At 67.7% G+C, this 25250-nt stretch carries 23 protein-coding genes and 3 rRNA genes; 12 read left to right on the top strand and 14 right to left on the bottom strand.

The window, feature by feature from the left end; all coding sequences use genetic code 11:
* The first annotated feature begins 49 nt into the window (after positions 1–49).
* The 4 genes from OG898_RS13305 to OG898_RS13320 all read left to right on the top strand — a co-directional run bounded on the left by OG898_RS13305 (position 50) and on the right by OG898_RS13320 (position 5852).
* Positions 50–1574, top strand: a 16S ribosomal RNA gene (locus OG898_RS13305).
* Positions 1575–1857: 283 nt separating this feature from the next.
* Positions 1858–4981: ribosomal RNA gene (locus OG898_RS13310) — 23S ribosomal RNA — on the top strand.
* Between the two features lie 74 nt (positions 4982–5055).
* Positions 5056–5173, top strand: a 5S ribosomal RNA gene (gene rrf, locus OG898_RS13315).
* Together the 16S, 23S and 5S rRNA genes form the textbook arrangement of a ribosomal RNA operon.
* Before the next feature lie 121 nt (positions 5174–5294).
* Complete coding sequence (locus OG898_RS13320) at positions 5295–5852, top strand: GNAT family N-acetyltransferase (RefSeq protein ID WP_266956944.1); 558 nt, start codon at positions 5295–5297, stop codon at positions 5850–5852.
* Here the strand turns inward: OG898_RS13320 and OG898_RS13325 are convergent.
* The 7 genes from OG898_RS13325 to OG898_RS13355 all read right to left on the bottom strand — a co-directional run bounded on the left by OG898_RS13325 (position 5849) and on the right by OG898_RS13355 (position 14184).
* Positions 5849–7456 (bottom strand): type VI secretion protein, encoded by a 1608-nt coding sequence (locus tag OG898_RS13325; protein ID WP_266956946.1) that lies wholly within the window; start codon positions 7454–7456, stop codon positions 5849–5851. The genes OG898_RS13320 and OG898_RS13325 overlap by 4 nt on opposite strands.
* Before the next feature lies 1 nt (position 7457).
* Positions 7458–8873 (bottom strand): ATP-binding protein, encoded by a 1416-nt coding sequence (locus OG898_RS13330; RefSeq protein WP_250744631.1) that lies wholly within the window; start codon positions 8871–8873, stop codon positions 7458–7460.
* Between the two features lie 19 nt (positions 8874–8892).
* A complete protein-coding gene (locus tag OG898_RS13335; protein WP_250744630.1) occupies positions 8893–10455 on the bottom strand; it encodes an SCO6880 family protein in 1563 nt (520 codons plus the stop codon).
* The gene (locus tag OG898_RS13340) at positions 10452–11753 is read right to left on the bottom strand and encodes a hypothetical protein (RefSeq protein WP_266956948.1); all 1302 of its coding nucleotides are present in this window, start codon (positions 11751–11753) and stop codon (positions 10452–10454) included. Before OG898_RS13340 ends, OG898_RS13335 begins: the two co-directional genes overlap by 4 nt.
* A complete protein-coding gene (locus tag OG898_RS13345; RefSeq protein ID WP_266956950.1) occupies positions 11743–12555 on the bottom strand; it encodes a hypothetical protein in 813 nt (270 codons plus the stop codon). Before OG898_RS13345 ends, OG898_RS13340 begins: the two co-directional genes overlap by 11 nt.
* Positions 12556–12640: 85 nt before the next feature.
* Entirely contained in the window at positions 12641–12949 is a 309-nt protein-coding gene (locus OG898_RS13350; protein ID WP_008742356.1) for a hypothetical protein, read from the bottom strand.
* 419 nt (positions 12950–13368) lie between these two features.
* Positions 13369–14184, bottom strand: coding sequence for a pentapeptide repeat-containing protein (locus tag OG898_RS13355; protein WP_266960226.1), 816 nt, complete (start codon positions 14182–14184; stop codon positions 13369–13371).
* Between the two features lie 153 nt (positions 14185–14337).
* Between OG898_RS13355 and OG898_RS13360 the strand changes: the two genes are divergently transcribed.
* The 4 genes from OG898_RS13360 (at position 14338) to OG898_RS13375 (ending at position 17947) form a co-directional block, all read left to right on the top strand.
* A complete protein-coding gene (locus tag OG898_RS13360) occupies positions 14338–14946 on the top strand; it encodes a LysE family translocator (protein WP_250744626.1) in 609 nt (202 codons plus the stop codon).
* 65 nt (positions 14947–15011) lie between these two features.
* A complete protein-coding gene (locus OG898_RS13365) occupies positions 15012–15833 on the top strand; it encodes a thioesterase family protein (RefSeq protein WP_250744625.1) in 822 nt (273 codons plus the stop codon).
* A 171-nt stretch (positions 15834–16004) separates the two neighbouring features.
* Positions 16005–17021: an NlpC/P60 family protein gene (locus OG898_RS13370; RefSeq protein ID WP_274548361.1), complete on the top strand. Its 1017-nt coding sequence runs from the start codon at positions 16005–16007 to the stop codon at positions 17019–17021.
* Between the two features lie 212 nt (positions 17022–17233).
* Complete coding sequence (locus OG898_RS13375; protein WP_250744623.1) at positions 17234–17947, top strand: phosphatase PAP2 family protein; 714 nt, start codon at positions 17234–17236, stop codon at positions 17945–17947.
* Positions 17948–17975: 28 nt separating this feature from the next.
* On the opposite strand, the gene OG898_RS13380 is transcribed toward OG898_RS13375, so the two are convergent.
* From OG898_RS13380 to OG898_RS13390, 3 genes are read right to left on the bottom strand one after another with little or no spacing between them, the layout of a single operon-like run.
* A complete protein-coding gene (locus OG898_RS13380) occupies positions 17976–18116 on the bottom strand; it encodes a hypothetical protein (protein WP_266956954.1) in 141 nt (46 codons plus the stop codon).
* Positions 18113–18346: a hypothetical protein gene (locus OG898_RS13385; RefSeq protein ID WP_250744622.1), complete on the bottom strand. Its 234-nt coding sequence runs from the start codon at positions 18344–18346 to the stop codon at positions 18113–18115. Before OG898_RS13385 ends, OG898_RS13380 begins: the two co-directional genes overlap by 4 nt.
* Before the next feature lie 54 nt (positions 18347–18400).
* Entirely contained in the window at positions 18401–18586 is a 186-nt protein-coding gene (locus tag OG898_RS13390) for a hypothetical protein (RefSeq protein ID WP_266956956.1), read from the bottom strand.
* A gap of 191 nt (positions 18587–18777) precedes the next feature.
* On the opposite strand from OG898_RS13390, the gene OG898_RS13395 reads away from it, so the two are divergent.
* Positions 18778–19617 carry a hypothetical protein gene (locus OG898_RS13395; RefSeq protein WP_266956958.1) on the top strand — a complete coding sequence of 280 codons (840 nt, stop codon included), beginning with the start codon at positions 18778–18780 and terminating at the stop codon, positions 19615–19617.
* A gap of 166 nt (positions 19618–19783) precedes the next feature.
* Positions 19784–19939: a hypothetical protein gene (locus OG898_RS13400; RefSeq protein ID WP_250744641.1), complete on the top strand. Its 156-nt coding sequence runs from the start codon at positions 19784–19786 to the stop codon at positions 19937–19939.
* A 59-nt stretch (positions 19940–19998) separates the two neighbouring features.
* Here the strand turns inward: OG898_RS13400 and OG898_RS13405 are convergent, their stop codons facing one another.
* Positions 19999–20385: a metal-sensitive transcriptional regulator gene (locus OG898_RS13405; protein ID WP_250744619.1), complete on the bottom strand. Its 387-nt coding sequence runs from the start codon at positions 20383–20385 to the stop codon at positions 19999–20001.
* Positions 20386–20579: 194 nt separating this feature from the next.
* Between OG898_RS13405 and OG898_RS13410 the strand changes: the two genes are divergently transcribed.
* A complete protein-coding gene (locus OG898_RS13410) occupies positions 20580–21200 on the top strand; it encodes a DUF47 domain-containing protein (protein ID WP_150519007.1) in 621 nt (206 codons plus the stop codon).
* A 5-nt stretch (positions 21201–21205) separates the two neighbouring features.
* Positions 21206–22204 (top strand): inorganic phosphate transporter, encoded by a 999-nt coding sequence (locus tag OG898_RS13415; protein WP_250744618.1) that lies wholly within the window; start codon positions 21206–21208, stop codon positions 22202–22204.
* Positions 22205–22346: 142 nt separating this feature from the next.
* Here OG898_RS13415 and pstB read toward each other — a convergent pair whose 3' ends face one another.
* Genes pstB through pstC form a run of 3 tightly spaced genes read right to left on the bottom strand, consistent with a single transcriptional unit; the run spans position 22347 to position 25225 of the window.
* Positions 22347–23123 (bottom strand): phosphate ABC transporter ATP-binding protein PstB, encoded by a 777-nt coding sequence (gene pstB / locus OG898_RS13420; RefSeq protein WP_250744617.1) that lies wholly within the window; start codon positions 23121–23123, stop codon positions 22347–22349.
* A 30-nt stretch (positions 23124–23153) separates the two neighbouring features.
* A complete protein-coding gene (pstA, locus tag OG898_RS13425) occupies positions 23154–24236 on the bottom strand; it encodes a phosphate ABC transporter permease PstA (protein ID WP_250744616.1) in 1083 nt (360 codons plus the stop codon).
* On the bottom strand, positions 24236–25225 hold the full coding sequence (gene pstC, locus OG898_RS13430; RefSeq protein ID WP_250744615.1) for a phosphate ABC transporter permease subunit PstC: 990 nt from the start codon (positions 25223–25225) through the stop codon (positions 24236–24238). The genes pstA and pstC overlap by 1 nt, the downstream gene beginning before the upstream one ends.
* Positions 25226–25250 lie beyond the last annotated feature (25 nt).

Raw genomic sequence — 25250 nt, forward strand, 5'->3', positions numbered from 1 at the left:
ACATGACTGTCCCGCTCTAAGTGCGTGTGCACCCGATTACGGGTAAACATTCATGGAGAGTTTGATCCTGGCTCAGGACGAACGCTGGCGGCGTGCTTAACACATGCAAGTCGAACGATGAAGCCCTTCGGGGTGGATTAGTGGCGAACGGGTGAGTAACACGTGGGCAATCTGCCCTTCACTCTGGGACAAGCCCTGGAAACGGGGTCTAATACCGGATAACACTCCTGCCTGCATGGGCGGGGGTTAAAAGCTCCGGCGGTGAAGGATGAGCCCGCGGCCTATCAGCTTGTTGGTGGGGTAATGGCCCACCAAGGCGACGACGGGTAGCCGGCCTGAGAGGGCGACCGGCCACACTGGGACTGAGACACGGCCCAGACTCCTACGGGAGGCAGCAGTGGGGAATATTGCACAATGGGCGAAAGCCTGATGCAGCGACGCCGCGTGAGGGATGACGGCCTTCGGGTTGTAAACCTCTTTCAGCAGGGAAGAAGCGAAAGTGACGGTACCTGCAGAAGAAGCGCCGGCTAACTACGTGCCAGCAGCCGCGGTAATACGTAGGGCGCAAGCGTTGTCCGGAATTATTGGGCGTAAAGAGCTCGTAGGCGGCTTGTCACGTCGGATGTGAAAGCCCGAGGCTTAACCTCGGGTCTGCATTCGATACGGGCTAGCTAGAGTGTGGTAGGGGAGATCGGAATTCCTGGTGTAGCGGTGAAATGCGCAGATATCAGGAGGAACACCGGTGGCGAAGGCGGATCTCTGGGCCATTACTGACGCTGAGGAGCGAAAGCGTGGGGAGCGAACAGGATTAGATACCCTGGTAGTCCACGCCGTAAACGTTGGGAACTAGGTGTTGGCGACATTCCACGTCGTCGGTGCCGCAGCTAACGCATTAAGTTCCCCGCCTGGGGAGTACGGCCGCAAGGCTAAAACTCAAAGGAATTGACGGGGGCCCGCACAAGCAGCGGAGCATGTGGCTTAATTCGACGCAACGCGAAGAACCTTACCAAGGCTTGACATATACCGGAAAGCATTAGAGATAGTGCCCCCCTTGTGGTCGGTATACAGGTGGTGCATGGCTGTCGTCAGCTCGTGTCGTGAGATGTTGGGTTAAGTCCCGCAACGAGCGCAACCCTTGTCCTGTGTTGCCAGCATGCCCTTCGGGGTGATGGGGACTCACAGGAGACCGCCGGGGTCAACTCGGAGGAAGGTGGGGACGACGTCAAGTCATCATGCCCCTTATGTCTTGGGCTGCACACGTGCTACAATGGCCGGTACAATGAGCTGCGATACCGTGAGGTGGAGCGAATCTCAAAAAGCCGGTCTCAGTTCGGATTGGGGTCTGCAACTCGACCCCATGAAGTCGGAGTTGCTAGTAATCGCAGATCAGCATTGCTGCGGTGAATACGTTCCCGGGCCTTGTACACACCGCCCGTCACGTCACGAAAGTCGGTAACACCCGAAGCCGGTGGCCCAACCCGTAAGGGAGGGAGCTGTCGAAGGTGGGACTGGCGATTGGGACGAAGTCGTAACAAGGTAGCCGTACCGGAAGGTGCGGCTGGATCACCTCCTTTCTAAGGAGCACAGTACCGATTGCAGACAAACGTTCTGCACGGTCAGCTCAGGGTGGAACGTTGATTAGTTGGCACGGTTTCCAAAACCTTCTGTGAGTACTGCTTCGGCGTGGAAAACGGTTTGAGTGGCGGGGATCGTGCTTGGCACGTTGTTGGGTATCTGAGGGTACGGCCGTAAGGCTTTATCTTCGCGATGCCGGCCCCAGTGAACTTCGTCTCCGGATGAGGGTGATGGGTGACTGGTCGTTGCTTGAGAACTACACAGTGGACGCGAGCATCTGTAGGCCAAGTTTTTAAGGGCGCACGGTGGATGCCTTGGCACCAGGAACCGATGAAGGACGTGAGAGGCCGCGATAGGCCCCGGGGAGCTGCCAACTGAGCTTTGATCCGGGGGTGTCCGAATGGGGAAACCCGGCAGTCGTCATGGGCTGTCACCCATGCCTGAACACATAGGGCATGTGGAGGGAACGCGGGGAAGTGAAACATCTCAGTACCCGCAGGAAGAGAAAACAACCGTGATTCCGGGAGTAGTGGCGAGCGAAACCGGATGAGGCCAAACCGTATGCGTGTGATACCCGGCAGGGGTTGCGCATGCGGGGTTGTGGGAATTCTTTTGATCGGTCTGCCGGCCGGTCGGCGAGTCAGAAACCGTTGATGTAGTCGAAGGACATGCGAAAGGTCCGGCGTAGAGGGTAAGACCCCCGTAGACGAAACATCAGCGGCTTGCTTAAGAATCTCCCAAGTAGCACGGGGCCCGAGAAATCCCGTGTGAATCTGGCGGGACCACCCGCTAAGCCTAAATATTCCCTGGTGACCGATAGCGGATAGTACCGTGAGGGAATGGTGAAAAGTACCGCGGGAGCGGAGTGAAATAGTACCTGAAACCGTGTGCCTACAAGCCGTGGGAGCGTCGCCGTTATTCTTCGGAATAACGGTCGTGACTGCGTGCCTTTTGAAGAATGAGCCTGCGAGTTAGCGGTGTGTAGCGAGGTTAACCCGTGTGGGGAAGCCGTAGCGAAAGCGAGTCCGAATAGGGCGATTGAGTTGCACGCTCTAGACCCGAAGCGGAGTGATCTAGCCATGGGCAGGTTGAAGCGGAGGTAAGACTTCGTGGAGGACCGAACCCACCAGGGTTGAAAACCTGGGGGATGACCTGTGGTTAGGGGTGAAAGGCCAATCAAACTCCGTGATAGCTGGTTCTCCCCGAAATGCATTTAGGTGCAGCGTCACGTGTTTCTTGCCGGAGGTAGAGCACTGGATAGGCGATGGGCCCTACCGGGTTACTGACCTTAGCCAAACTCCGAATGCCGGTAAGTGAGAGCGTGGCAGTGAGACTGTGGGGGATAAGCTCCATGGTCGAGAGGGAAACAGCCCAGAGCATCGACTAAGGCCCCTAAGCGTACGCTAAGTGGGAAAGGATGTGGAGTCGCAGAGACAACCAGGAGGTTGGCTTAGAAGCAGCCACCCTTGAAAGAGTGCGTAATAGCTCACTGGTCAAGTGATTCCGCGCCGACAATGTAGCGGGGCTCAAGCGTACCGCCGAAGTCGTGTCATTGCAGCAATAGGGCCAACGCCCGCTGTGATGGGTAGGGGAGCGTCGTGTGCCGGGTGAAGCAGCAGCGGAAGCTAGTTGTGGACGGTTCACGAGTGAGAATGCAGGCATGAGTAGCGATACACACGTGAGAAACGTGTGCGCCGATTGACTAAGGGTTCCTGGGTCAAGCTGATCTGCCCAGGGTAAGTCGGGACCTAAGGCGAGGCCGACAGGCGTAGTCGATGGACAACCGGTTGATATTCCGGTACCCGCTTTGAAACGCCCAATATCGAATCAGGCGATGCTAAGCCCGTGAAGCCGTTCCGGACCCTTCGGGGAAAGGAAAGTGGTGGAGCCGGCGAACCAGACTTGTAGTAGGTAAGCGATGGGGTGACGCAGGAAGGTAGTCCAGCCCGGGCGGTGGTAGTCCCGGGGTAAGGGTGTAGGCCGAGGGGTAGGCAAATCCGTCCCTCATATAAGGCTGAGACCTGATGCCGAGCCGATTGTGGTGAAGTGGATGATCCTATGCTGTCGAGAAAAGCCTCTAGCGAGTTTCATGGCGGCCCGTACCCTAAACCGACTCAGGTGGTCAGGTAGAGAATACCGAGGCGTTCGGGTGAACTATGGTTAAGGAACTCGGCAAAATGCCCCCGTAACTTCGGGAGAAGGGGGGCCATCACTGGTGATCGGATTTACTCCGTGAGCTGGGGGTGGCCGCAGAGACCAGCGAGAAGCGACTGTTTACTAAAAACACAGGTCCGTGCGAAGCCGTAAGGCGATGTATACGGACTGACGCCTGCCCGGTGCTGGAACGTTAAGGGGACCGGTTAGTCACATTTCGGTGTGGCGAAGCTGAGAACTTAAGCGCCAGTAAACGGCGGTGGTAACTATAACCATCCTAAGGTAGCGAAATTCCTTGTCGGGTAAGTTCCGACCTGCACGAATGGCGTAACGACTTCTCGACTGTCTCAACCATAGGCCCGGTGAAATTGCACTACGAGTAAAGATGCTCGTTTCGCGCAGCAGGACGGAAAGACCCCGGGACCTTTACTATAGTTTGATATTGGTGTTCGGTTCGGCTTGTGTAGGATAGGTGGGAGACTTTGAAGCGGCCACGCCAGTGGTTGTGGAGTCGTCGTTGAAATACCACTCTGGTCGTGCTGGATGTCTAACCTCGGTCCGTGATCCGGATCAGGGACAGTGTCTGATGGGTAGTTTAACTGGGGCGGTTGCCTCCCAAAAAGTAACGGAGGCGCCCAAAGGTTCCCTCAGCCTGGTTGGCAATCAGGTGTTGAGTGTAAGTGCACAAGGGAGCTTGACTGTGAGACCGACGGGTCGAGCAGGGACGAAAGTCGGGACTAGTGATCCGGCGGTGGCTTGTGGAAGCGCCGTCGCTCAACGGATAAAAGGTACCCCGGGGATAACAGGCTGATCTTCCCCAAGAGTCCATATCGACGGGATGGTTTGGCACCTCGATGTCGGCTCGTCGCATCCTGGGGCTGGAGTCGGTCCCAAGGGTTGGGCTGTTCGCCCATTAAAGCGGTACGCGAGCTGGGTTTAGAACGTCGTGAGACAGTTCGGTCCCTATCCGCTGTGCGCGTAGGAATATTGAGAAGGGCTGTCCCTAGTACGAGAGGACCGGGACGGACGAACCTCTGGTGTGCCAGTTGTCCTGCCAAGGGCATGGCTGGTTGGCTACGTTCGGGAGGGATAACCGCTGAAAGCATCTAAGCGGGAAGCCTGCTTCAAGATGAGTATTCCCACCTCCTTGAGAGGGTAAGGCTCCCAGTAGACGACTGGGTTGATAGGCCAGATGTGGAAGCCCGGTAACGGGTGGAGCTGACTGGTACTAATAGGCCGAGGGCTTGTCCTCAGTTGCTCGCGTCCACTGTGTTAGTTCTGAAGTAACGAACTGTGTTCATATCCGGTTGGTTAACTTCATAGTGTTTCGGTGGTCATAGCGTTAGGGAAACGCCCGGTTTACATTCCGAACCCGGAAGCTAAGCCTTTCAGCGCCGATGGTACTGCAGGGGGGACCCTGTGGGAGAGTAGGACGCCGCCGAACAATCATTGTAGAAAGCCCCGTACCGGGAAACCGGTACGGGGCTTTTCTGCGTTTACGGGGTCTTCAGGGCCGTGGAAACTCGGGTGAGGTCGGGTGGGCCGGCTCGTTAGGATCCCGAGGTATGAACGAGTACGTGATACGTCCTGTCCGGGCCGACGAGTGGGCCAAGGTGAAGGAGCTGCGGCTCGCGGCTCTGCGGGATCCGGCCGCGCCGGTGGCCTTTCTGGAGACCCTCGAGCAGGGCGAGGCGAAGTCTGATGAGTTCTGGCAGGAGAGGGCTGCCGGGGGTGCGACGGGGTCGGGCATCCGGCAGTTCATCGCCGAGGGGCCCGATGGGGAGTGGGCTGGGACGGTGAGCGTGCTCGTCGAGGCGGCCGGCACGACCGACATCTTCGACGGGGAGATCGAGCAGGCCCAGGCGCACTTCGTGGGCGTGTTCGTCCGGCCGGCGCAGCGGGGGATCGGGCTGACGGAGAAGCTGTTCGCGGCCGCGCTGGAGTGGGCCTGGGGGTTGGAGGAGCCGGTGCTGGCGCGCGTACGGCTCTTCGTGCACGAGCAGAATGCGCGGGCAGGGGCGTTCTACCGGCGCTTCGGGTTCGTGCCCAGCGGGAAGGTCGTGCCGATGCCGACCGATCCGTCGGCGAAGGAGCTGGAGTACGTGATCCCGCGTCCCGCCTAGCGGGCGGCTACGGGGAGGTCCGCTTCCGGCCAGCGGGAGCGGGCCTGCTCGCGGCTGCGGCACAGGGCGAGGAGCGGGAGCGTCGTGTCCTGGAGCAGCTGCGGCAGTTGGGGGATCGGGGCCACGGCGGCGACGTCCTCGAAGACCAGGCTCAGTGGTGGGTCGAGCCGACCGTCGGATGACCGTGCGGCCATGCGGCGGCCGTGCTCGACCACGCTGGAGGCGAGTGCGGTCAGCAGTGGCATCGCACCCGGGTGGGCCCGGGGGTCTTCCAGGGGTTCGCCCACCACGTAGAGGGTGCCCCCTTCGGAGACGAACGATGCGAGGGCGAGGGAATCGGTTCGGTTCGGGGTGCAGGATTCCCGGATGTGGATCGAGGAGAGGGCCGTCAGGGCCCGGGCCGTGAGGTGTTGGGCGAGTTCGCGGCGGTCTGGGTGCGCGGTGAGGGCGCTCTCGAGCTCGCCGGCCGCGCCGGGGGCGGCGGTTGCCGCCTGGGGGTGGGTGCGGAGGATGCGGACCGGCTCCTGGGCGTTGGTGCCCTGGGCCCACCGGTGCAGCTGCTTGAACGGGCGGTTGTCCAGGGCAGCGGCTTGGAGCCAGCTGCGCAGGAGCGTTTCCGCGGTGTCCGCGAGGGCGGAGTCCATACGGGCCTGGGGGCGGACCGGGGCCAGCAGCGCGATGGCGCGGGCGGCGGCGGTGGCGCGGTCCGCGCAGCCTTCGGTGGGGCTCCAGTGGATGCGGGCCGGGGTGTCGCAGAGGTGGGAGGGGTCGTAGAGGAGGACGGGGCCCAGTTTGGAGCGGGCGTCCTTCGTGTCCGACCAGAGGGTGGGGGAGGACGTGATCACGAGGACCGCGCCGGTTGCTGCCGCGATGGCCGCTGTGGCGGCCTTGGTTCGGGCCTCGGGTGGGGCGTAGGCGAGGCCGCGGGTTTGGGGCGGGGTGGATGGCTGCGCCGGGCTCGGGGCGTAGCCGAAGCCGTAGCGGTACGCCTCGTCCGTGGGTGCGGCGCCGATGCCGGGGGCTCTGCCCCCGGACCCCCGCTCCTCAAACGCCGGAGGGGCTGAGATCGGCTGCGACGCAGGGTAGGGCTTGGTGGGGGTGGGGACCGTGGGTGGGTGCGGCGCCGTTGCCGGGGGCCAGCCCCCGGGCCCCCGCTCCTCAAACGCCGGAGGGGCTGAATTTGGCTGTGCGGTGGGGGGTGTTGCGGGGGGCGGGGCTTGGCGGTCCTGTTCGGTCTTTAGGCGGTGCCGGGATCTTGTGCGGGCTACGACGCCCAGGGTGAAGATGGTCAGGACCAGGAGGACCAGGAGCTGGCTGATGAACAGGCCCCAGAAGAGGCCCCAGTTGGAGAGGGCCTCGGGGGGCGTGTCCGGCCAGGCCGCCGGGATGTCGTGGGGTTGAGCTATCAGCGAGCGGACCGCGGTCGGGGTGCGGGTGAAGGTGACCTTGCTCGGCCAGGCGCCCTTCGTGAAGAGCGCCGCCAGGCCGGTGGCCGTCCAGGTGAGGACGGCCAGGCCCAGGAGGAAGGCCAGGAGGCCGACCAGGAGGCCGTCCGGGATGCCGCCCTGGGGGCGGGGGTCCGGGTGGTCCGTGCGCTGGGGCATGTCAGGCCACCGTGGTGGCCGAGCCGCCGGCGTTGCGGTGGCGTTCCATCAGGAGGGCTCGTTCTTCTGTTTCCAGTTCGGCGGCCAGGAGGTCGTCGGGGAGGCGGTGTTGGACCGAGGACTCCGTCATGGCACGGTCCGTGAAGACCAGGGGGCGTTCGGCCTCGGTGATCAGGTGTTTGACCACCTGGACGTTGCCGTTCACGTCCCAGACCGCGATGCCGGGGGTGAGGGTCGGGATGATTTCCACCGCCCAGCGGGGCAGGCCCAGGACGCGGCCCGTGGCGCGGGCCTCGTCCGCTTTCTGGGCGTAGATCGTGCGGGTCGAGGCCATTTTCAGGATCGCTGCGGCCTCGCGTGCCGCCGCGCCGTCGACCACGTCCGAGAGGTGGTGGACCACCGCTACGAAGGACAGGCCCAGGCGGCGGCCGAACTTGAGGAGGCGCTGGAAGAGCTGGGCCACGAAAGGGCTGTTGATGATGTGCCAGGCCTCTTCGACCAGGAAGATGCGCTTCTTGCGGTCCGGGCGGATCCAGGTGTGTTCCAGCCACACGCCGACGATCGCCATCAGGATCGGCATGGCGATGGAGTTGCGGTCGATGTGGGACAGGTCGAAGACGATGAGGGGCGCGTCGAGGTCGATGCCCACGGTGGTCGGGCCGTCGAACATGCCGCGCAGGTCGCCGTCGACCAGGCGGTCGATGACGAGCGCGACGTCCAGGCCCCAGGCGCGGACATCGTCTATGGCCACGTTCATGGAGAGGGCCGATTCCGGCTCCGGATGGCGCAGCTGTTCCACGATGTCCATCAGGACCGGCTGGCGGTCCGTGATGGTTTCCACGACGTAGGCGTGGGCGACCTTCAGGGCGAAGCCGGAGCGTTCGTCGAGGCCGTGCCCCATGGCTACTTCGATGATGGTGCGGAGCAGCGCGAGCTGGCCCGTCGCCGTGATCGCCGGGTCGAGGGGGTTGAGGCGGATCCCGTCGTCGTTCGCGGCGATGGGGTCCAGGCGGATGGGGGTTATTCCCAGCTGCTGGGCGATGAGGTTCCACTCGCCGACGCCGTCCTCGCCCTGGGCGTCCAGGACGACGACCTGGCGGTCCCTGAAGCGGAGTTGGCGTAGGACGTAGGTCTTTTCGAGGGCGGACTTGCCGTTGCCGGATTCGCCCAGGACCAGCCAGTGGGGGGCCGGGAGCTGCTGGCCGTACAGCTGGAAGGGGTCGTAGATGTAGCCCTTGCCGCTGTAGACCTCACGGCCGATGATGACGCCCGAGTCGCCGAGACCGGGGGCGGCCGTGGGCAGGTAGACGGCCTGTGCCTGCCCGGTCGAGGTGCGGACGGGCAGGCGTGTGGTTTCCACCTTGCCGAACAGGAAGCTGGTGAAGGCGTCCGTCAGGGCGGACATGGGATCTCGCATGGGCGGCCATTCCCTCCAGCTAGCGTCGGATGCCGGTGGCGAACGGCAGGGTGTTGACGAAGGCGCGGTGGTGCTCGCGGTCACACCATTCGAGCTTCAGGTAGGACTTGCCCGCCGAGGCGCGGATGGTGCGCTTGTCGCGGGCGAGGGCTTCGGGGGAGCGGGAGGAGACCGTGATGTAGCCGACCAGGTTGACCCCGGCGGCGCCGCTCGCGAGGTCCTCGCCGCGCTGGTCGAGCCGGCCGTGCGCGGCGATGTCGCGGGGGTCGACCGTGCGGTTCATCTTGGCGGCGCGGCTGGCGTCGGCCTCGTCGTTCGTCTTCTCCGTGAGCATGCGCTCGATGGCGATCTCGGTGGGCTCCAGGTCCATGGTGACGGCGACCGTGCGGATGACGTCGGGGGTGTGGACCAGGAGCGGGGCGAGGAAGTTCACGCCGACCGGGGTCATCGGCCATTCCTTCACCCAGGCCGTGGCGTGGCACCAGGGGGCGCGGGTGGAGGACTCGCGGGTCTTGGCCTGGAGGTAGGTCGGTTCGACGGCGTCCAGTTCGGCGGGCCAGGCGTTGCGCTTGGTCATGGCCTGGATGTGGTCGATGGGGTGGTCCGGGTCGTACATGGAGTGCACGAGGGAGGCGAGGCGGCCCTGGCCCAGCGGCTGGCGGACGCGGATGTCGGCCTCGGCGAGGCGGGCGCAGATGTCGGTGAGCTCGCGGGCCATGACGATGGCGAGGCCGGCGTCGCGGTCGACCCTGCGGCCCTTGTGGGGGAGCGCGGCGCGGGCGATGGTGTGGGCCTCGGCGGCGAGTTCGCGGGTGAAGTGGATGCAGGCGACGAGGTACGCGCGGTGCTGCTCGGAGGAGGTCGACACCATCGACTGGAGCTGGTCGTACGAATCGCGCAGCCAGACGGGGGCGTTGGTGTCGCCGCGGGCGGCCACGTCCTTGTCGTGGGCCTCCGGGTCGGCGGGCAGGGTGCGTACGAGCATCTGGAGGCGGGTGACGAAGCCGTCGCCGTTGGCCACGTGCTTGAGGAGGGTGCCGAAGCGGTCGACGAGGGCTTCCTGGTCCTCGCTGTCGCGCAGGCCGACGCCGGGGCCCTCGATCTCGATGGCGGCGGTGACGGTTCTGCGGTCCGCGTGGAGCAGGACGGCGATCTCGTCGGGGCCGAAGGGGGCGGCGAGCCAGTTGATGCGGCCGATGCCGGGGGGCGGGCCGACCTCGACCTCGCGGCCGTCGCCGGCGCGGATGCCGGCTTCCATGGCGCCGGAGCGGAACGTGGTGCCGCGGCGCAGGGTGCGCTTGAAGCTGCGGTTGATCTCGAACCAGCGGTAGAAGGTGCGGCCGCGGTAGGGGACGTAGACGGCGGCGAGGGCGAGCATGGGGAAGCCGGCGAGGGAGACGATGCGCAGGGTGAGCGCGGGTACGAGCAGTCCGCTCATCATGCCGAGGAACGCGCCGGCGATGATCAGGGCGATCTCGCCGGTCTCGCGGTTCTTGCCGACGATCGCGTTCGGCCGGGCCCGGCCGATGAGATACGTCCGGCGGGGCGTGACCGGGTGGAGCTGGTGGGACTGGGTCGTCACCGCCCGTCACCTCCTGTGTTCCTCGTGCTGGAGCCCGTACGGGGCGGGGGTGCGGCGGCGGGGCCGGCCCCGCCTCCTCCGCCGCCGGAGCCGCGGCTGCTGTGTGCGGCCATGCCTCCGGAGATCTGGTTGTCGCCGCCGGCGCGGTGGGCGCCGCCGCCGCTGTTTCCGCCTCCGCCGCCGCGGCTGCTGTGGGTCTTGATGCCCTGGGAGACGAGGGAGGCCGGGGAGCTGATGACGGCGGCCGCCTGGGCGCCGTCGGTGGCCTTGCTGCGGTTGGTGCGGGCGGAGGCGATCTCGTCGCCGAAGCCGGGGACGAATCGGTAGATCATCGCGGAGGCGAAGATCGCCAGGAGGATGATGGCGAGGCCGGAGACGACGGCGGAGAAGGCGTTCGGGCCCTTCTCTCCGGCGAGGGCTCCGGCGAGGCCCAGGACGATGACGATCACCGGCTTCACGAGGATGACGGCGATCATGATGCCCGCCCAGCGGCGGACGTGGCCCCAGAGGTTGCGGTCGACGAGGCCGGCGTAGACGACGGTGCCGAGCAGGGCGCCGACGTAGAGGAGCGCGGCGCGGATGACGAGCTCGAGGCAGAGGATGCCGGCGGCGAGCACGGTGACGAGGGCGACCACGATCAGCATGATCGGGCCGCCGCCGATGTCGTCGCCCTTTTTGAGGGCCTCGGCGAAGGAGCCGAAGAAGACGTCCGTCTGGCCGCCGGTGGCGGAGGCGATGACCTCGGTGACGCCGTCGGTGGCGGAGACGACGGTGTAGAGGATGAGGGGGGTGAAGGCGGAGGCGAGGACGGTGAGCCAGAGGAAGCCGATGGCTTCGGACATGGCGGTGGTGAAGGGGACGCCGCGGATGGCTCGTTTGGCGACGGCGAAGAGCCAGAGGATGAGCGTGAGGATGGTGGAGGCGGCGAAGACGATGGCGTACTGCTTGAGGAAGGTGCCGTTCGTGAAGTCGACGTTGGCGGTGCCGTTGATCGCTTTGCTGAGTTCGCCGACGATCCAGGCTGCGGCGTCGGCGCAGCCCTTTGCGAGGGAGGAGAGGGGGTTGAGGGCGTCTGTGGGGTCGCTGGGGGCGAGGCCGGTGCCGGCCGGCAGGTTGGATTCGCCGCGTTCGCAGTACTGCTTCGCAGGGCCGATCAGCAGGTCACAGGGGTCATTGGCGGGGAGCCGAGACGGGCTTGGCGTCGGGCTCGGGGCGGCGTAGGCGCGGGTCGCCAGGCCTGCGATGGCCAATTGGGCGCAGGTGACCACGCCGACCCGGAGCCGGAGGCTAGCGGGCATAGGTGAAGCCTCCGAACTCCTTGATGGCCTTGCTGATGTCCTCGGAAGGTGACGCGACCGCATCACCGGGAACCGGTGCAGGGCCGTCCTGCTGGGAGTCGGAGAGGACCTTCCAGTCTCCGTTCGCCCAGACCAGTTCGAACGTCCAGGTCTTCCACGTCGTGCGTACCGGGTCGGTGGACTTCGGTCCGGACATGCCGATGAGGCCCGTGTACCAGACGGAGACCTTCGCGCTCGTGGGCGCGTAGCTGTCGGTCCGGGTGCCGACGGGGACGGCGCGGGTGACGAAGGTGCTGCCCTGGGGAGGGTTGCCGTTCGCGTCGAGTCCGAGTTTGGCGAGGAACGCGGCGGAGTACGCCTCGTCCTGAGGGCCTCTCAGCTTGGCGGCGGCGTCGGGCGTGTAGATCCCGTCCACGAGGGTGTGCCGGGTGTTCTTTCTGAACATGCCGTCAGAGCCGAGGGCCACCGCGTAGTTTGCCGCCGCGGACTGGGCGCCCTGTTCGGTCTGGGCGAAGCCCTTCGGGATGCCTGCGGACTTGCCGTCGACCGGGGGGATGCCCGTGGCTGCCGTCGGGTTGGTGGCTGTGGGGGGCTTGTCCGCGGTGGGGGGGTCTTCCGGGGTGCGGGACTGGTTGGCGAAGGCGATGGCTGCGATGAGGAGGACCACCACGCCGACGACGGTGATGAGGCCTCGGGAGGTGCGCCGGGGTGGGGCGTACGGGTCCGAGGGCTCCGGGAAGCGGGTACGGGTCTGGCCGGTGCCGCCGACCTCGCCGCCACCGTATTGGTCGTCGGTGCTCATTCGGTGTTCGCCCCCTCCGCGTCGTACGACGGTAGCGCTGGTATCCGCGCAGGCGCGGTGTGGTGAGTCCTCATCAGGGCTCGGGCTAGACGGCCATTCCGTAGACGATCGTGAAGAGGGTGCCCAGTGATCCGATGATGAAGACGCCCGTCAGGCCGGCCACGATGAGGCCCTTGCCCTGTTCCGCGCTGAAGGTGTCGCGCAGTGCGGTCGCGCCGATGCGCTGCTTGGCCGCGCCCCAGATGGCGATGCCCAGGCAGAGCAGGATCGCGACGGCCATGACCACCTCGATCATGACCTTCGCCTCGTTGCCGAGACTGCCGAACGGCCCCCAGTTCGGGGCGATTCCGCCGATGATGGTGGTGATGTCGCCCTTTTCGGCTGCCAGGATCATGTAACTCACCGCCCCTGTATGGGTAGTTCCGGTAGCCCGTGCCCGGACGGCAGGGGTCACGCCCTATCTTCCCTGATGAAACCGCCGTCGGATGTCGACTTGACTGCTCTCTTTACCCGATCCGTCGCTCCGGGTGTCGTCCGTATGTCCTGACCTGGGGTCGGGCGGCGTGTGGGGGAAAGAACGTATCGTCACTCTGTGTATCACGAGGGGTGACCGCGGGCAATGATTGTCGTCTCGGTGCGGTGGTGGCTCGGATCGGGCCGCGCCGTTTGGCGCAACGGGGCGTGGTTCGGGGTCGTGGTCGGGTGGTGCGTGCGGGTGCCTCCGGCCCACCGTAGGGGGTCGATTGCGGAGGGTGACCCTCATGGAGGGGCGTGTGGAGGCGTCGGGGGCGCACCGGTGTGCGGTGTGCGCCGTCAGCGGCCCGGGCGGTCCTGCAGCCAGTGCGCGGGGCGCGTGAGGGAGGGCGGGATGCGGGTCGCGGTGTTGCCCCGGGCGGCGTTCAGCTGGGGCTGGGTGAGGAAGAGGGCGTCCGTGAGGTCCGCGTCGCGCAGGTCGGTGTCGCGGAAGTCCGCGCCGATGAGGTCGGCCGTGCGCAGGTCTGCGCCGCTGAGGTCGGCGGCGATCAGGTAGGCGCCGCGGAGGTTGGCGCCGCGCAGGTCCGCGCCGGGCAGGCGGGCGCCCATCAGGTCGGCGCCGCGGTGGTTCTTCTTGCGGCCCGCCACCTTGGCCCGTACGAGCTCGCTGGTTTCGAGGAGGAGGGTGTTCACCTCCTGGCGCAGCGGGGCGATGTCGAACTCCGCGAGGGCCTCCGGGGTCGCCCCGGTCCACCGGGTGGTGTCGGCGAGGGCGGTGCGCAGCTGCGCGTGGAGGGGGCGGGCGGCGGGGAGGGTGAGGGCTTCGGCGAGGTAGAAGAGCAGCTCGTGCAGGCTCCGCATCACGGGGAAGACGGTGAACATCGGGGCGGCGGTGGCGGGGTGGGAGCGCCAGTCGCGGCCGCCGAAGGTGATCTGGGAGACCTGCTGGCCGGCGCCGAAGCAGTCGAAGACGGTGCAGCCCTGGAAGCCCTTGTCGCGCAGGCGGGTGTGGATGCCGCAGCGGAAGTCCTGGCCGAGGTTCTTGCAGGGGGTGCCGGCGGGCTTGTTCGCGGCGAAGTCGGCGGACTTGGCGAAGGGCAGGGCCACGCAGCAGAGCGCGAAGCAGTTGGCGCAGTCCGCTTGCAGGAGGGGCAGCGGGGCCGGGGCGGCGGGGCCGGTGGCGGGGCCGGCGGAGGGAGGCTTGGGCACGACCCCATTGTCTCCTCGTGGGGGAGTTGCGCGGTCGTCGGGTGGCCGGGATGCGGAAAGCTCTTGATCGTCGTGGGAGGGTCCGGCGAGCATCGACGTATGACCGAAGTGATCGCAGTAGCCGTCATCACCTTCCTCGCCGTCATCAGTCCCGGTGCGGATTTCGCCATGGTCGTCCGCAACAGCTACCTCTACGGGCGGCCCACCGGCCTGTTCGCGGCCGCCGGGGTCGCGGCCGGGGTGCTGGTCCACGTCTCCTACACGATGCTCGGGGTCGGTCTGCTGATCGCCTCCTCCGCCGAACTGTTCACGGTGATCAAGCTCGCGGGCGCCGCGTACCTGGTGTGGATCGGGATACGGACCTTCCGGGCGCGGACCGAGGTGGCCGTGGACCTGGAGGAGAAGGGCGGGCTGACGCCGTTCGGGGCGCTCAGGAGCGGCTTCCTGACCAACGTGCTCAACCCGAAGACCACGCTGTTCGTCGTGTCCACCTTCACGCAGGTGGTCGGGCCGGGGACCCCGGTATGGCAGCAGGCCGGGTACGGGCTGTTCATGTCGGCGGCGCATCTGGGCTGGTTCGGGGCGGTCGCGCTGTTCTTCTCCAACTCCCGGCTTCGCGATCGGATGCTGAAGGCGCAGAAGGCGCTGAACCGGGCCATCGGATCGGTCCTGGTGGGGCTCGGGGTGGGGCTGGGCTTCGCCCGCTGAGCTTTCGTGCTCCGCCGGTCGGTGGGGCTGGCGGTCGCGGATTACCAGTCGGTAGCGTGGCGGCCATGGGTGCCGAGAGCGGTGTGAGTGGCGTCAGTGATGTGGACGGGTTCTACGAGCGGGTCGACGCGGGGCGGTTCCTGTCGAGCGGTTACACGCGCGGCCCGTGGGATCCCGGCTCGCAGCACGCCGGCCCGCCGGCCGCGCTGCTCGGGCGGGCGATCGAGGAACGGCCGGGCGGGCGGGACGACATGCGGATCGCCCGGATCACCTACGAGATCCTGCGCCCGGTGCCGATCGGCCCGCTGGAGCTGACGACCAGTGTGCTGCGGGCCGGCCGCGGGACCGAGGTGGTCGAGGCCGCGCTCGCTCCCGCCGGGGCCGCGCCCGTGATGCTGGCGCGGGCGCTGCGGATCCGGGTGGCGGAGGAGTCCGTGCCGTCCGTCGTGCCCGGGCCGGAGCTGCCGCCGCCGGGGGAGGTGGGGCCGACGCCGTTCTTCCCGGTGCCGTGGGAGCAGGGGTACCACTCGGCGATGGAGACCCGCTTCACGCGGGGCGCGTTCGTGGAGCTGGGTCCCGGGACCTGCTGGATGCGGATGAGGGTGCCGCTCGTCGCCGGTGAGGAGCCCCGGCCCCTGGACCGGGTGCTGGTCGCGGCGGACTCGGGCAACGGGATCAGCTCGGTGGTGGACTTCGGCCGGTACCTCTTCGTCAACGGGGACCTCACCGTGCACCTGCACCGCCATCCGGCCGGTGAATGGGTGTGCGTGGAGGCGCGTACGAGCGTGGACGCGGCGGGCATCGGGCTGGCGGACGCGCGGCTGCACGACGAGAAGGGGCCGATCGGGCGGAGCGCACAGAGTCTGTTCATCGCCCCGAGGGGGTAGGGGACAGGGGTTCAAGTACTTCGTATCGTCCTATGAGTTCACCCGTCCGCCGGGGTCTGTGCTCCAAGTGCCGGGGATGCGACGGTTCCTGTGCCGCTTCCCCGGCGGGATGATTCGACACGGGGTGGCGGGAGCCCCGGGAAAAGCCGTTCGATGGGGGAAGGTTGGCGGGTGCGCAGACTCTGGGTGGTCGGTGGAATCAGCTTCGGGGCGTGCCTGTGCTTTCTCGCCCTGCTCGTGGTCGGTACGTACTCGGCCGCCGCGGGCATCGCAGGCGCCGGCGGGCGGGCCGGTGGGCTCGCGAAGGGGGCCGTGCCGGGGAAGTACCAGTCCCTCGTGCAGAAGTGGGGCAACCTCTGCCCGACGCTCTCCCCGGCGGTGCTGGCGGCCCAGCTCTACTCGGAGAGCGGCTGGAACCCGGGCGCGGTGAGCCCGGCGGACGCGAAGGGCATCGCGCAGTTCATCCCGGGGACGTGGGCGACGCAGGGCATCGACGGGGACGGCGACGGGGACCGTGACATCTGGGATCCGAACGACGCGATCCCGTCGGCGGCTTCGTACGACTGCGTGCTGGCGCGTCAGGTGGGCAAGGTGCCCGGGGACGCCGTCTCGAACATGCTGGCCGCCTACAACGCGGGTCCGGGCGCGGTGCAGAAGTACGGGGGCGTCCCGCCGTACCGGGAGACCCAGGGGTACGTGAAGACCATCACGACCCTCGCCAAGAGCTTCGAGGCCCCCATCGGGCGGGTCGCGCCCTCGCAGCAGGCCGCCGGGGCGATCTACTTCGCGCAGAAGCAACTGGGCACCCCCTACCTGTGGGGCGGGAACGGGACGCCCGAGCAGGGCGGGCGGTTCGACTGCTCGGGGCTGACCAAGGCCGCGTACGAGTCGGTGGGGGTGGATCTGCCGCGCGTGGCGAACGACCAGTACAACGCGGGTCCGCATCCCTCGCGCGCCGAACTGCTGCCGGGGGACCTGGTGTTCTTCTCCGACGATCTGACGAACTCCCGGGAGATCCGGCACGTCGGGCTCTACGTGGGCGGCGGGTACATGATCAACGCCCCGTTCACCGGAGCCGTGATCCGCTTCGACAAGATCGACACCCCCGACTACTTCGGTGCGACGCGCGTGACGAAGGACGGCGCGGAGGCCCTGCCCCGCCGCGAGGGCGTCGGCAACACAGCGTGAACCGAAGGCCCTGAGCTGCAACGATGAGTCACTCTTCGATAACGTTGGGGTGATCATTCGGTGGAGAGTGGAACGTAGCCGCCAGAACGGGCGTTCCATGGTCACTGGGGGCAGGACGAGCGGAAGCGCCGGATTGATCACCGGGGGCGAAGGGCCGCACATCGGCGTGCGGCCGTACGGGTACCAAGGCAAGGGCAAGGGGCCGCATCACCATGGCTGGACTCACAACAGGTGGGCCGAACGTGGATGTAAGCCTGCTGTACGAGATCAACGGACTGGCGCGGCAGGCCCCGGGCTGGCTGGACCGGACGGTCGCGCTCCTCGGCGAGTACGGGATCCTGCTGGCCCTCGTCCTCCTGGTGCTGTGGTGCTGGCGCGGAGCGCGCCGGCAGGAAGAGGCCGCCGCCGTCGAGTCCTTCGCGGCGCTCGTGTGGGCCCCGCTCGCCGCAGGGGCCGCGCTGCTCCTGAACGTCCCGCTGCGGGAGTTCGTGGGCCGGCCGCGGCCGGCCGCGCAGCACGGCGGGGTCGAGGTGCTGGAGCCCGGCGCCGGGATCGGTCACAGCGCCTTCTCCTTCGTCAGCGACCACGCCACGCTCGCGATGGCGCTCGGCGTCGGCCTGTTCGTCGCCCACCGCAAGCTCGGCTTCATCGGGATCGGGCTGGCCCTGGCGGAGGGGTTCACGCGGGTCTACATGGGCCTGCACTATCCGACCGACGTCATCGGCGGGCTCGCCCTGGGCACCGCGGTGGTGCTGCTGCTCGCACCGCTCGCGATGGCGCTGCTGACCCCGGTGGTGCGGATGGTGGCCCGGTCCCCGCGGCTGGGCGTCCTGGTCCGGGCGCGCGACCGCGTGGTGGCCCGGCCGGTGGACCTCGCGGCGACGGAGCCGGCGGGGCGCGGGCACGAGAACGACCTCGCCGCCTGACGCGGTGCTCCGGGCGGTGCCCGGAGCGTCAGCCGATGCCGTACGCGTCCCAGACGCTCAGCGCCACGGCCGCCAGCAGGCACAGCGCCGCGGCCCCGAAGCAGACGCGGACGGCGGCCGGCCTGGGACGCGGAGGCGGGGTCGGAGGCGGGGTCGGAGGCGGGGTCACGGTTCGCCGCCGTGGTCCGTGGCGTCGGCCTCCGCCTCGGAGCGCCGGTACCGGGAGCGCAGCCACAGGCCGGTCGCGGTGGCCGCGGCGGTGGTGACGCCGATGGCCAGGGCGACGTCGCCGGGCCCGTCGGCCGTACCCACGGGGCTGGCCCGGGCCGGGGTGACGGGGACGAACGCGATCAGCAGGGCCCAGGTGAGGGCGGCGAGTCGTGGCGCGGGTCCGGGCATGAGACAAGGGCAACCGCTCCCCGGCGCGTCGGCCAGCCGGGCCGTCCGATCGGGCTACCCCGGGGCGTGGCCGACGGCGTCCTTGCGGGCCAGGTCGCGGGAGCGGCGGGCCGGGCCGCGCCAGCCGCACGTACAGGCGGCCAGGCTGAAGGAGCCCCGTTCGGAGGTGCTCGTGGCGTGATCGGTGGATGGTGCCGGCGCCGGGACGGTGCCGTGACCGGGGTCGCGGGGCAGCGGCACTGCGGCAAGCGGAGGGACGAGAGTCGCTTCGGTGTGCGGGTCCACTCCACCAAGGTACCGGGCCGGGGGCGGGTGGGGCACTGGCCCGGCGCGAGGAGGGCGTGGCCGTGACGGGAGGCCCGGGACCTCGTTAAGCGGAGCGGGTGGGGGCCTCGGGCAAACAGCGGTCACGCGTTGGGGGTTGGCAGGCGATGGTGGTGCACCAGCACAGGCGGAGGCGGGGTCGCGCGGGTCGGGCTGCGGTCGCGGTCGGCCTGGCCCTGACGGTGGCGGCGTTGAGCGGGTGCGGTGGCGACGCCGTCGCGGGCGACGACGCCCGGCCCGCGGACGACCCGGCGGCTACGGTCCGCGGAGCCGCAGACGTGCTCCTGAGGACCGGGAGCGCGCAGACCCGTACGGCCATGGAGATGGCGACGGGCGGCACCCGGGTCACGATCCGGGGCGAGGGCGGGGTCGACTTCAAGAACCGGATGGGGCAGCTGCTGGTCATGCTCCCCGACGACGCCAAGGGCAAGGCCGAGCACCGGCCCATCACCGAGCTGCTGGTGCCCGGCGCGCTGTACATGAAGAACCGGGGCGCGGGCGTCCCCGACGACAAGTGGGTCCGCGTCGACACGACGGCCCTCGCCGACGGGAACCTCGTCACCGGCGGGGCCACCGACCCGATGGCCGCCGCCGAGCTGCTGCGCGGGGCGCAGGAGGTGACGTACGTGGGCGAGACCGAGGTGGGCGGGACCAAGGTGCGCCACTACCGGGGGACGACCGACATCGCGCGGGCCGCGGCGTTGGCCTCACCGGCGGTGAAGGGGGCGCTGGAGGCGGCGGCGAAAGGGTTCAGCAAGGACGCGGTGCCGTTCGACGCCTACCTGGACTCCGGCGGCCTCCTGCGGAAGGTCCGCCACCGCTTCAGCTACGTCAACAACGGCGTGATCGATGTGTCGTCCACCACGCTGCTCTACGGCTTCGGGACCCCGGTCACCGTCGTCCTGCCGGCCGAGGGGGACATTTACGCCGGGAAGATCGCCGATTAGCCGGCCGGAGCCCCCGGGGGCGGCGCGATCGGGCCATGGCCGGCCGCCTGTCCCCTGTGGGGGGGCCGGAAATGGTCCATCGGTGTCATGCGCGCCGCGCCGTGTGCTCCCTACGCTGAGAAACCGAGCGCCGGAGACCGGACGACGGCAGATTGAGGTGACACGCGTGACTCCCGCAGGCGGTTCGACGGTGCAGGACCTCGTGGCGCTCGCCGAGATCGAGCTGTGCGGAGAGTTGATCATCGCGGCGTCGGCCGTGGCCGAGGAGCGGCTCAGCCAGGACCGGATCGACGAGGTGCTCATGGGCGTGTGGTCCGGCTGACCCCCGCTCCCCGGGCCCGCCCCTGGTGCGCTCGGCCGCGCGGGCGCTCGCGCGTCCGGTCAGGTGCGCAGCAGTCGGGCGATCGCCTTCGTGGCTTCCTCGACCTTGGCGTCGATCTCTCCCCCGCCCTTGAGGGCCGCGTCGGCGACGCAGTGCCGCAGGTGCTCCTCCAGTAGCTGGAGCGCGAAGGACTGGAGCGCCTTCGTGCTGGCCGAGACCTGGGTGAGTATGTCGATGCAGTAGACGTCCTCGTCGACGAGGCGCTGGAGGCCCCGGATCTGGCCCTCGATCCGGCGCAGGCGCTTGAGGTGCTCGTCCTTCTGGTGGTGGTAGCCGTGCACCGCGCCGGCGCCCGTGCCCGTCACCGCGTCGGTCACCGTGGCCGCGTCCGTGGCCGAATCCGCGTCCGTGGTGGCTCCGGAGCCCTCCGCCTGGATGGCAGTCATGCGTCCTCCCGTGGTCCGGAATGGGGGACCTATACCCCTCATGGGTATAGGGTACCGGCCCCCGGCCGCAGGGGCAGGGGCTCGTGGTCCTCACTCTGCCTGATGGAGGACACTGGGGAACGGCCGGTTAGCCGTGGCCGGGGGATGCGCCTAGCATCAGCCTGACCGAATCCAATGCACCCCGAGGACCTCACGTGCGATTTCGTCTGACCCCCAGGGAGACGAGCTTCTACGACATGTTCGCCGCATCCGCGGACAACATCGTCACGGGCTCCAAGCTCCTCATGGAACTGCTCGGAGCGGACTCCTCCGCCCGAGCCGAGATCGCGGAGCGGATGCGGGCAGCGGAGCACGCGGGAGACGACGCGACCCACGCGATCTTCCACCAGCTCAACTCCTCCTTCATTACGCCGTTCGACCGCGAGGACATCTACAACCTGGCGTCCTGCCTCGACGACATCATGGACTTCATGGAGGAGGCGGTCGACCTGGTCGTCCTCTACAACGTGGAGGAACTGCCCAAGGGCGTCGAGCAGCAGATCGAGGTACTGGCGCGCGCGGCCGAGCTGACCGCCGAAGCCATGCCCCACCTGCGCACGATGGAGAACCTGACCGAGTACTGGATCGAGGTCAACCGCCTCGAGAACCAGGCCGACCAGATCCACCGCAAGCTGCTCGCCCAGCTCTTCAACGGCAAGTACGACGCCATCGAGGTGCTGAAGCTCAAGCAGATCGTCGACGTGCTCGAAGAGGCGGCCGACGCGTTCGAGCACGTCGCGAACACGGTGGAGACCATCGCGGTCAAGGAGTCCTGAACCTCGTGGACACCTTCGCTCTGATCGTGACCATCGGTGTCGCGCTCGGCTTTACGTATACGAATGGTTTTCACGACTCCGCGAACGCGATCGCGACCTCGGTCTCGACCCGTGCGCTGACCCCGCGTGCCGCGCTCGCGATGGCCGCGGTCATGAACCTCGCCGGTGCCTTCCTCGGCAGCGGGGTCGCCAAGACGGTGAGCGAGGGCCTGATCGAGACGCCCCACGGCAACCGGGGCATGTGGATCCTCTTCGCGGCGCTCGTCGGCGCGATCGTGTGGAACCTGATCACCTGGTACTTCGGCCTGCCCTCGTCCTCCTCGCACGCGCTGTTCGGCGGCATGGTGGGCGCGGCGCTGGCGGGCGGCACCGAGGTGCTCTGGTCGGGCGTGGTCGACAAGGTCGTCATCCCGATGTTCATCTCGCCGGTGGTCGGCCTCGTGGTCGGTTACCTGGTGATGGTCGCCATCATGTGGATGTTCCGCCGTGCCAACCCGCACAAGGCCAAGCGCGGTTTCCGCATCGCGCAGACGGTCTCGGCGGCCGGCATGGCGCTCGGCCACGGTCTGCAGGACGCGCAGAAGACGATGGGCATCGTGATGATGGCCCTGGTCATCGCCGACGTGCAGAACGCGGGCGACTCGATCCCGGTCTGGGTCAAGATCGCGTGCGCCGTGATGCTCTCGCTGGGTACGTACGCGGGCGGCTGGCGCATCATGCGCACCCTCGGCCGCAAGATCATCGAGCTGGACCCGCCGCAGGGCTTCGCTGCGGAGACCACCGGCGCCTCGATCATGTTCGGCTCGGCGTTCCTCTTCCACGCGCCGATCTCCACCACCCACGTGATCACCTCGGCGATCATGGGTGTGGGCGCGACCAAGCGGGTGAACGCGGTCCGCTGGGGCGTCGCCAAGAACATCATCCTGGGCTGGTTCATCACCATGCCGGCCGCGGCGCTGGTCGCGGCCCTCAGCTTCTGGGTGGTCAACCTCGCCTTCGTGTGACCGCACGAGCCGTAGGAAAAGAAGCAGGAAAAGAAGCAGGAAAAGAAGCGGGCCGGTTCCCCCCACCCAGGGGGAACCGGCCCTTTCGCCTTGCGGTGGCACCGCCATGCAGCACCGCAGGACGCTCGATCACATCCCGGGTCTAGCCGAAGCGGCCCGAGATGTAGTCCTCGGTCGCCTGCACGGACGGGTTCGAGAAGATCCGGTCCGTGTCGTCGATCTCGACCAGCTTTCCGGGCTGGCCGACCGCGGAGAGGTTGAAGAAGGCCGTGCGGTCGGAGACGCGCGCCGCCTGCTGCATGTTGTGCGTCACGATGACGATCGTGAAGCGCTCCTTGAGCTCGCCGATCAGGTCCTCGATGGCGAGGGTGGAGATCGGGTCGAGGGCCGAGCAGGGCTCGTCCATCAGGAGGACCTGGGGCTCGACCGCGATGGCGCGGGCGATGCACAGGCGCTGCTGCTGGCCGCCGGAGAGGCCGGAGCCGGGCTTGTTCAGGCGGTCCTTGACCTCGTTCCAGAGGTTGGCGCCCTGGAGGGACTTCTCGACGATGTCCTGGAGCTCGGACTTCTTGAAGGAGCCGTTCAGCCGCAGGCCCGCCGCCACGTTGTCGAAGATCGACATGGTGGGGAAGGGGTTCGGGCGCTGGAAGACCATGCCGACCGTGCGGCGGACCGCGACCGGGTCCACGCCGGGGCCGTACAGGTTCTCGTCGTCCAGCAGCACCTTGCCCTCGACGCGGCCGCCGGGGGTGACCTCGTGCATGCGGTTCAGGGTGCGCAGGAAGGTGGACTTGCCGCAGCCGGAGGGGCCGATGAAGGCCGTCACGGAGCGGGGCTCCACGGTCATCGAGATGTCGTCGATGGCCTTGTGGTTGCCGTAGAAGGCGGACAGTCCGCTGACGTCGATTCGCTTAGCCATGAGGGGTCACTTCGCTTTCGGGTGGTCGCGTCAGCGACCGGTCTTGGGGGCCTTCCAGCGGGCGATGCCGCGAGCCACCAGATTGAGGATCATGACGAAGGCGATCAGGACGAGCGCTGCGGCCCATGCCCGGTCGTAGGAGGCTTCACTGCCGACCTTGTACTGCTCCCAGATGTACAGGGGGAGCGAGGACTGGGCGCCTTCGAAGGGGTTGTTGTTGATCAGCTGGGTACCGAAGACCAGCAGCATGATCGGCGCGGTCTCACCGGCGATGCGGGCCACGGCCAGCATCACACCGGTGGCGATGCCGCCGATGGCGGTGGGGAGCACGACCTTGAGGATCACGCGCCACTTCGGCACACCGAGGGCCAGGGCGGCCTCGCGCAGCTCGTTCGGGACGAGCTTGAGCATCTCCTCGGTGGAGCGGACCACGACGGGCATCATCAGGATCGACAGGGCCATCGCGCCGGCGAAGCCGGAGGGGCCGAAGCCGAGCATCAGGTTCCACGTCGTCAGGATGAACAGACCCGCGACGATGGAGGGGATGCCGGTCATGACGTCGACGAAGAAGGTGACGGCCTTGGCGAGCGAGCCCTTGCCGTACTCGACCAGGTAGACGGCGGTCAGCAGGCCGATCGGGGCCGAGATCGCGGTGGCGAGGGCGACCTGCTCGATGGTGCCGAGGAGGGCGTGGTAGACGCCGCCGCCGGCCTCGAAGCTGGTCACGCCGTTCATCGAGTGGCCGAGGAAGTCCCCGTCGAGGACCTTCATGCCGCGGCTGATCGTCGTCCACAGCAGCGAGAGCAGCGGGACGAGGGCGAGGACGAAGCAGACCCAGACGACGGAGGTCGCGACCCGGTCCTTGGCCTGGCGGCGGTTCTCGACGATCGAGCTGGCCGTGTACGTGATGACCACGAAGAGCAGGGCCGCGAGCAGACCCCACTGGATCTTGCTGTGGAGGCCGAAGACGGCGCCGATGCCGGAGCCGAGGGCGACCGAGGCGACGGCGATGGCGGCCGGGGCCCAGCGGGGCAGGTGGCCCTGCGTCAGGCTGCCGGGGGCGACGGACCGGGTGGCCCGGGAGGGGCGCGGGTCCTGGAGTGCGTGGCTCATCAGGCGTTCGCCCCCGAGAAGTCCTTGCGACGGGCGATGATCAGCCGGGCGGCGCCGTTGACCAGCAGGGTGAGCAGGAAGAGCACGAGACCGGAGGCGATCAGGGCGTCGCGGCCGAACTCGTTGGCCTCGTCGAACTTCGCGGCGATGTTCTGCGCGAACGTGCCGCCGCCCGGGTCCAGGATGTGGCCGGAGATCAGGAAGCTCGGGGAGAGGACGGTCGCGACGGCCATCGTCTCGCCGAGCGCGCGGCCGAGGCCGAGCATCGAGGCGGAGATGACTCCGGAGCGGCCGAAGGGCAGGACCGACAGCCGGATGACTTCCCAGCGGGTCGCGCCGAGGGCCAGTGCGGCCTCCTCGTTCATGCGCGGGACCTGCAGGAAGACCTCGCGGCTGACGCTGGTCACGATCGGCAGGATCATGATCGCGAGCAGGATGCCGACGGTGAAGAGCGAGCGCGCGACGCCGACCTGGGTCTTGTCGAAGACGTAGGTCCAGCCCATGTACTCGTCGAGCCACATGTTCAGGCCGCCGAGGTACGGGACGAGGAAGAGGGCGCCCCAGATGCCGTAGATGATCGACGGCACGGCGGCCAGCAGGTCGATCACGTAGGCGAGGGGCGCGGCCAGCTTGCGCGGCGCGTAGTGCGAGATGAAGAGGGCGATGCCGACGGCGATCGGAACCGCGATGAGCATCGCGACGATCGAGCTGACGACGGTGCCGAAGAGCAGGACGGCGATGCCGAAGACGGGGGGCTTGGCCGAGGCGTTCCAGTCGAACGTGGTGAGGAAGTTGCCCTCGTTGTCGGCCAGTGCGATGGAGGCGCGGTAGGTGAGGAAGACGGCGATCGACGCCATGATCACCAGGAGCAGGATGCCGGAGCCCTTGGAGAGGCCCGCGAAGATCTTGTCACCGGCGCGGCCGGTGGACCTTCCGCTCTTGGAGACAGGCGGAGCCGTGTCTATCTGGGTGGGTGTGATGGAAGCCATGATCTTTCCGGTCTGGACGGGGGCA

Source organism: Streptomyces sp. NBC_00193 (assembly GCF_026342735.1).
Taxonomy (GTDB): domain Bacteria; phylum Actinomycetota; class Actinomycetes; order Streptomycetales; family Streptomycetaceae; genus Streptomyces; species Streptomyces stoeckheimensis.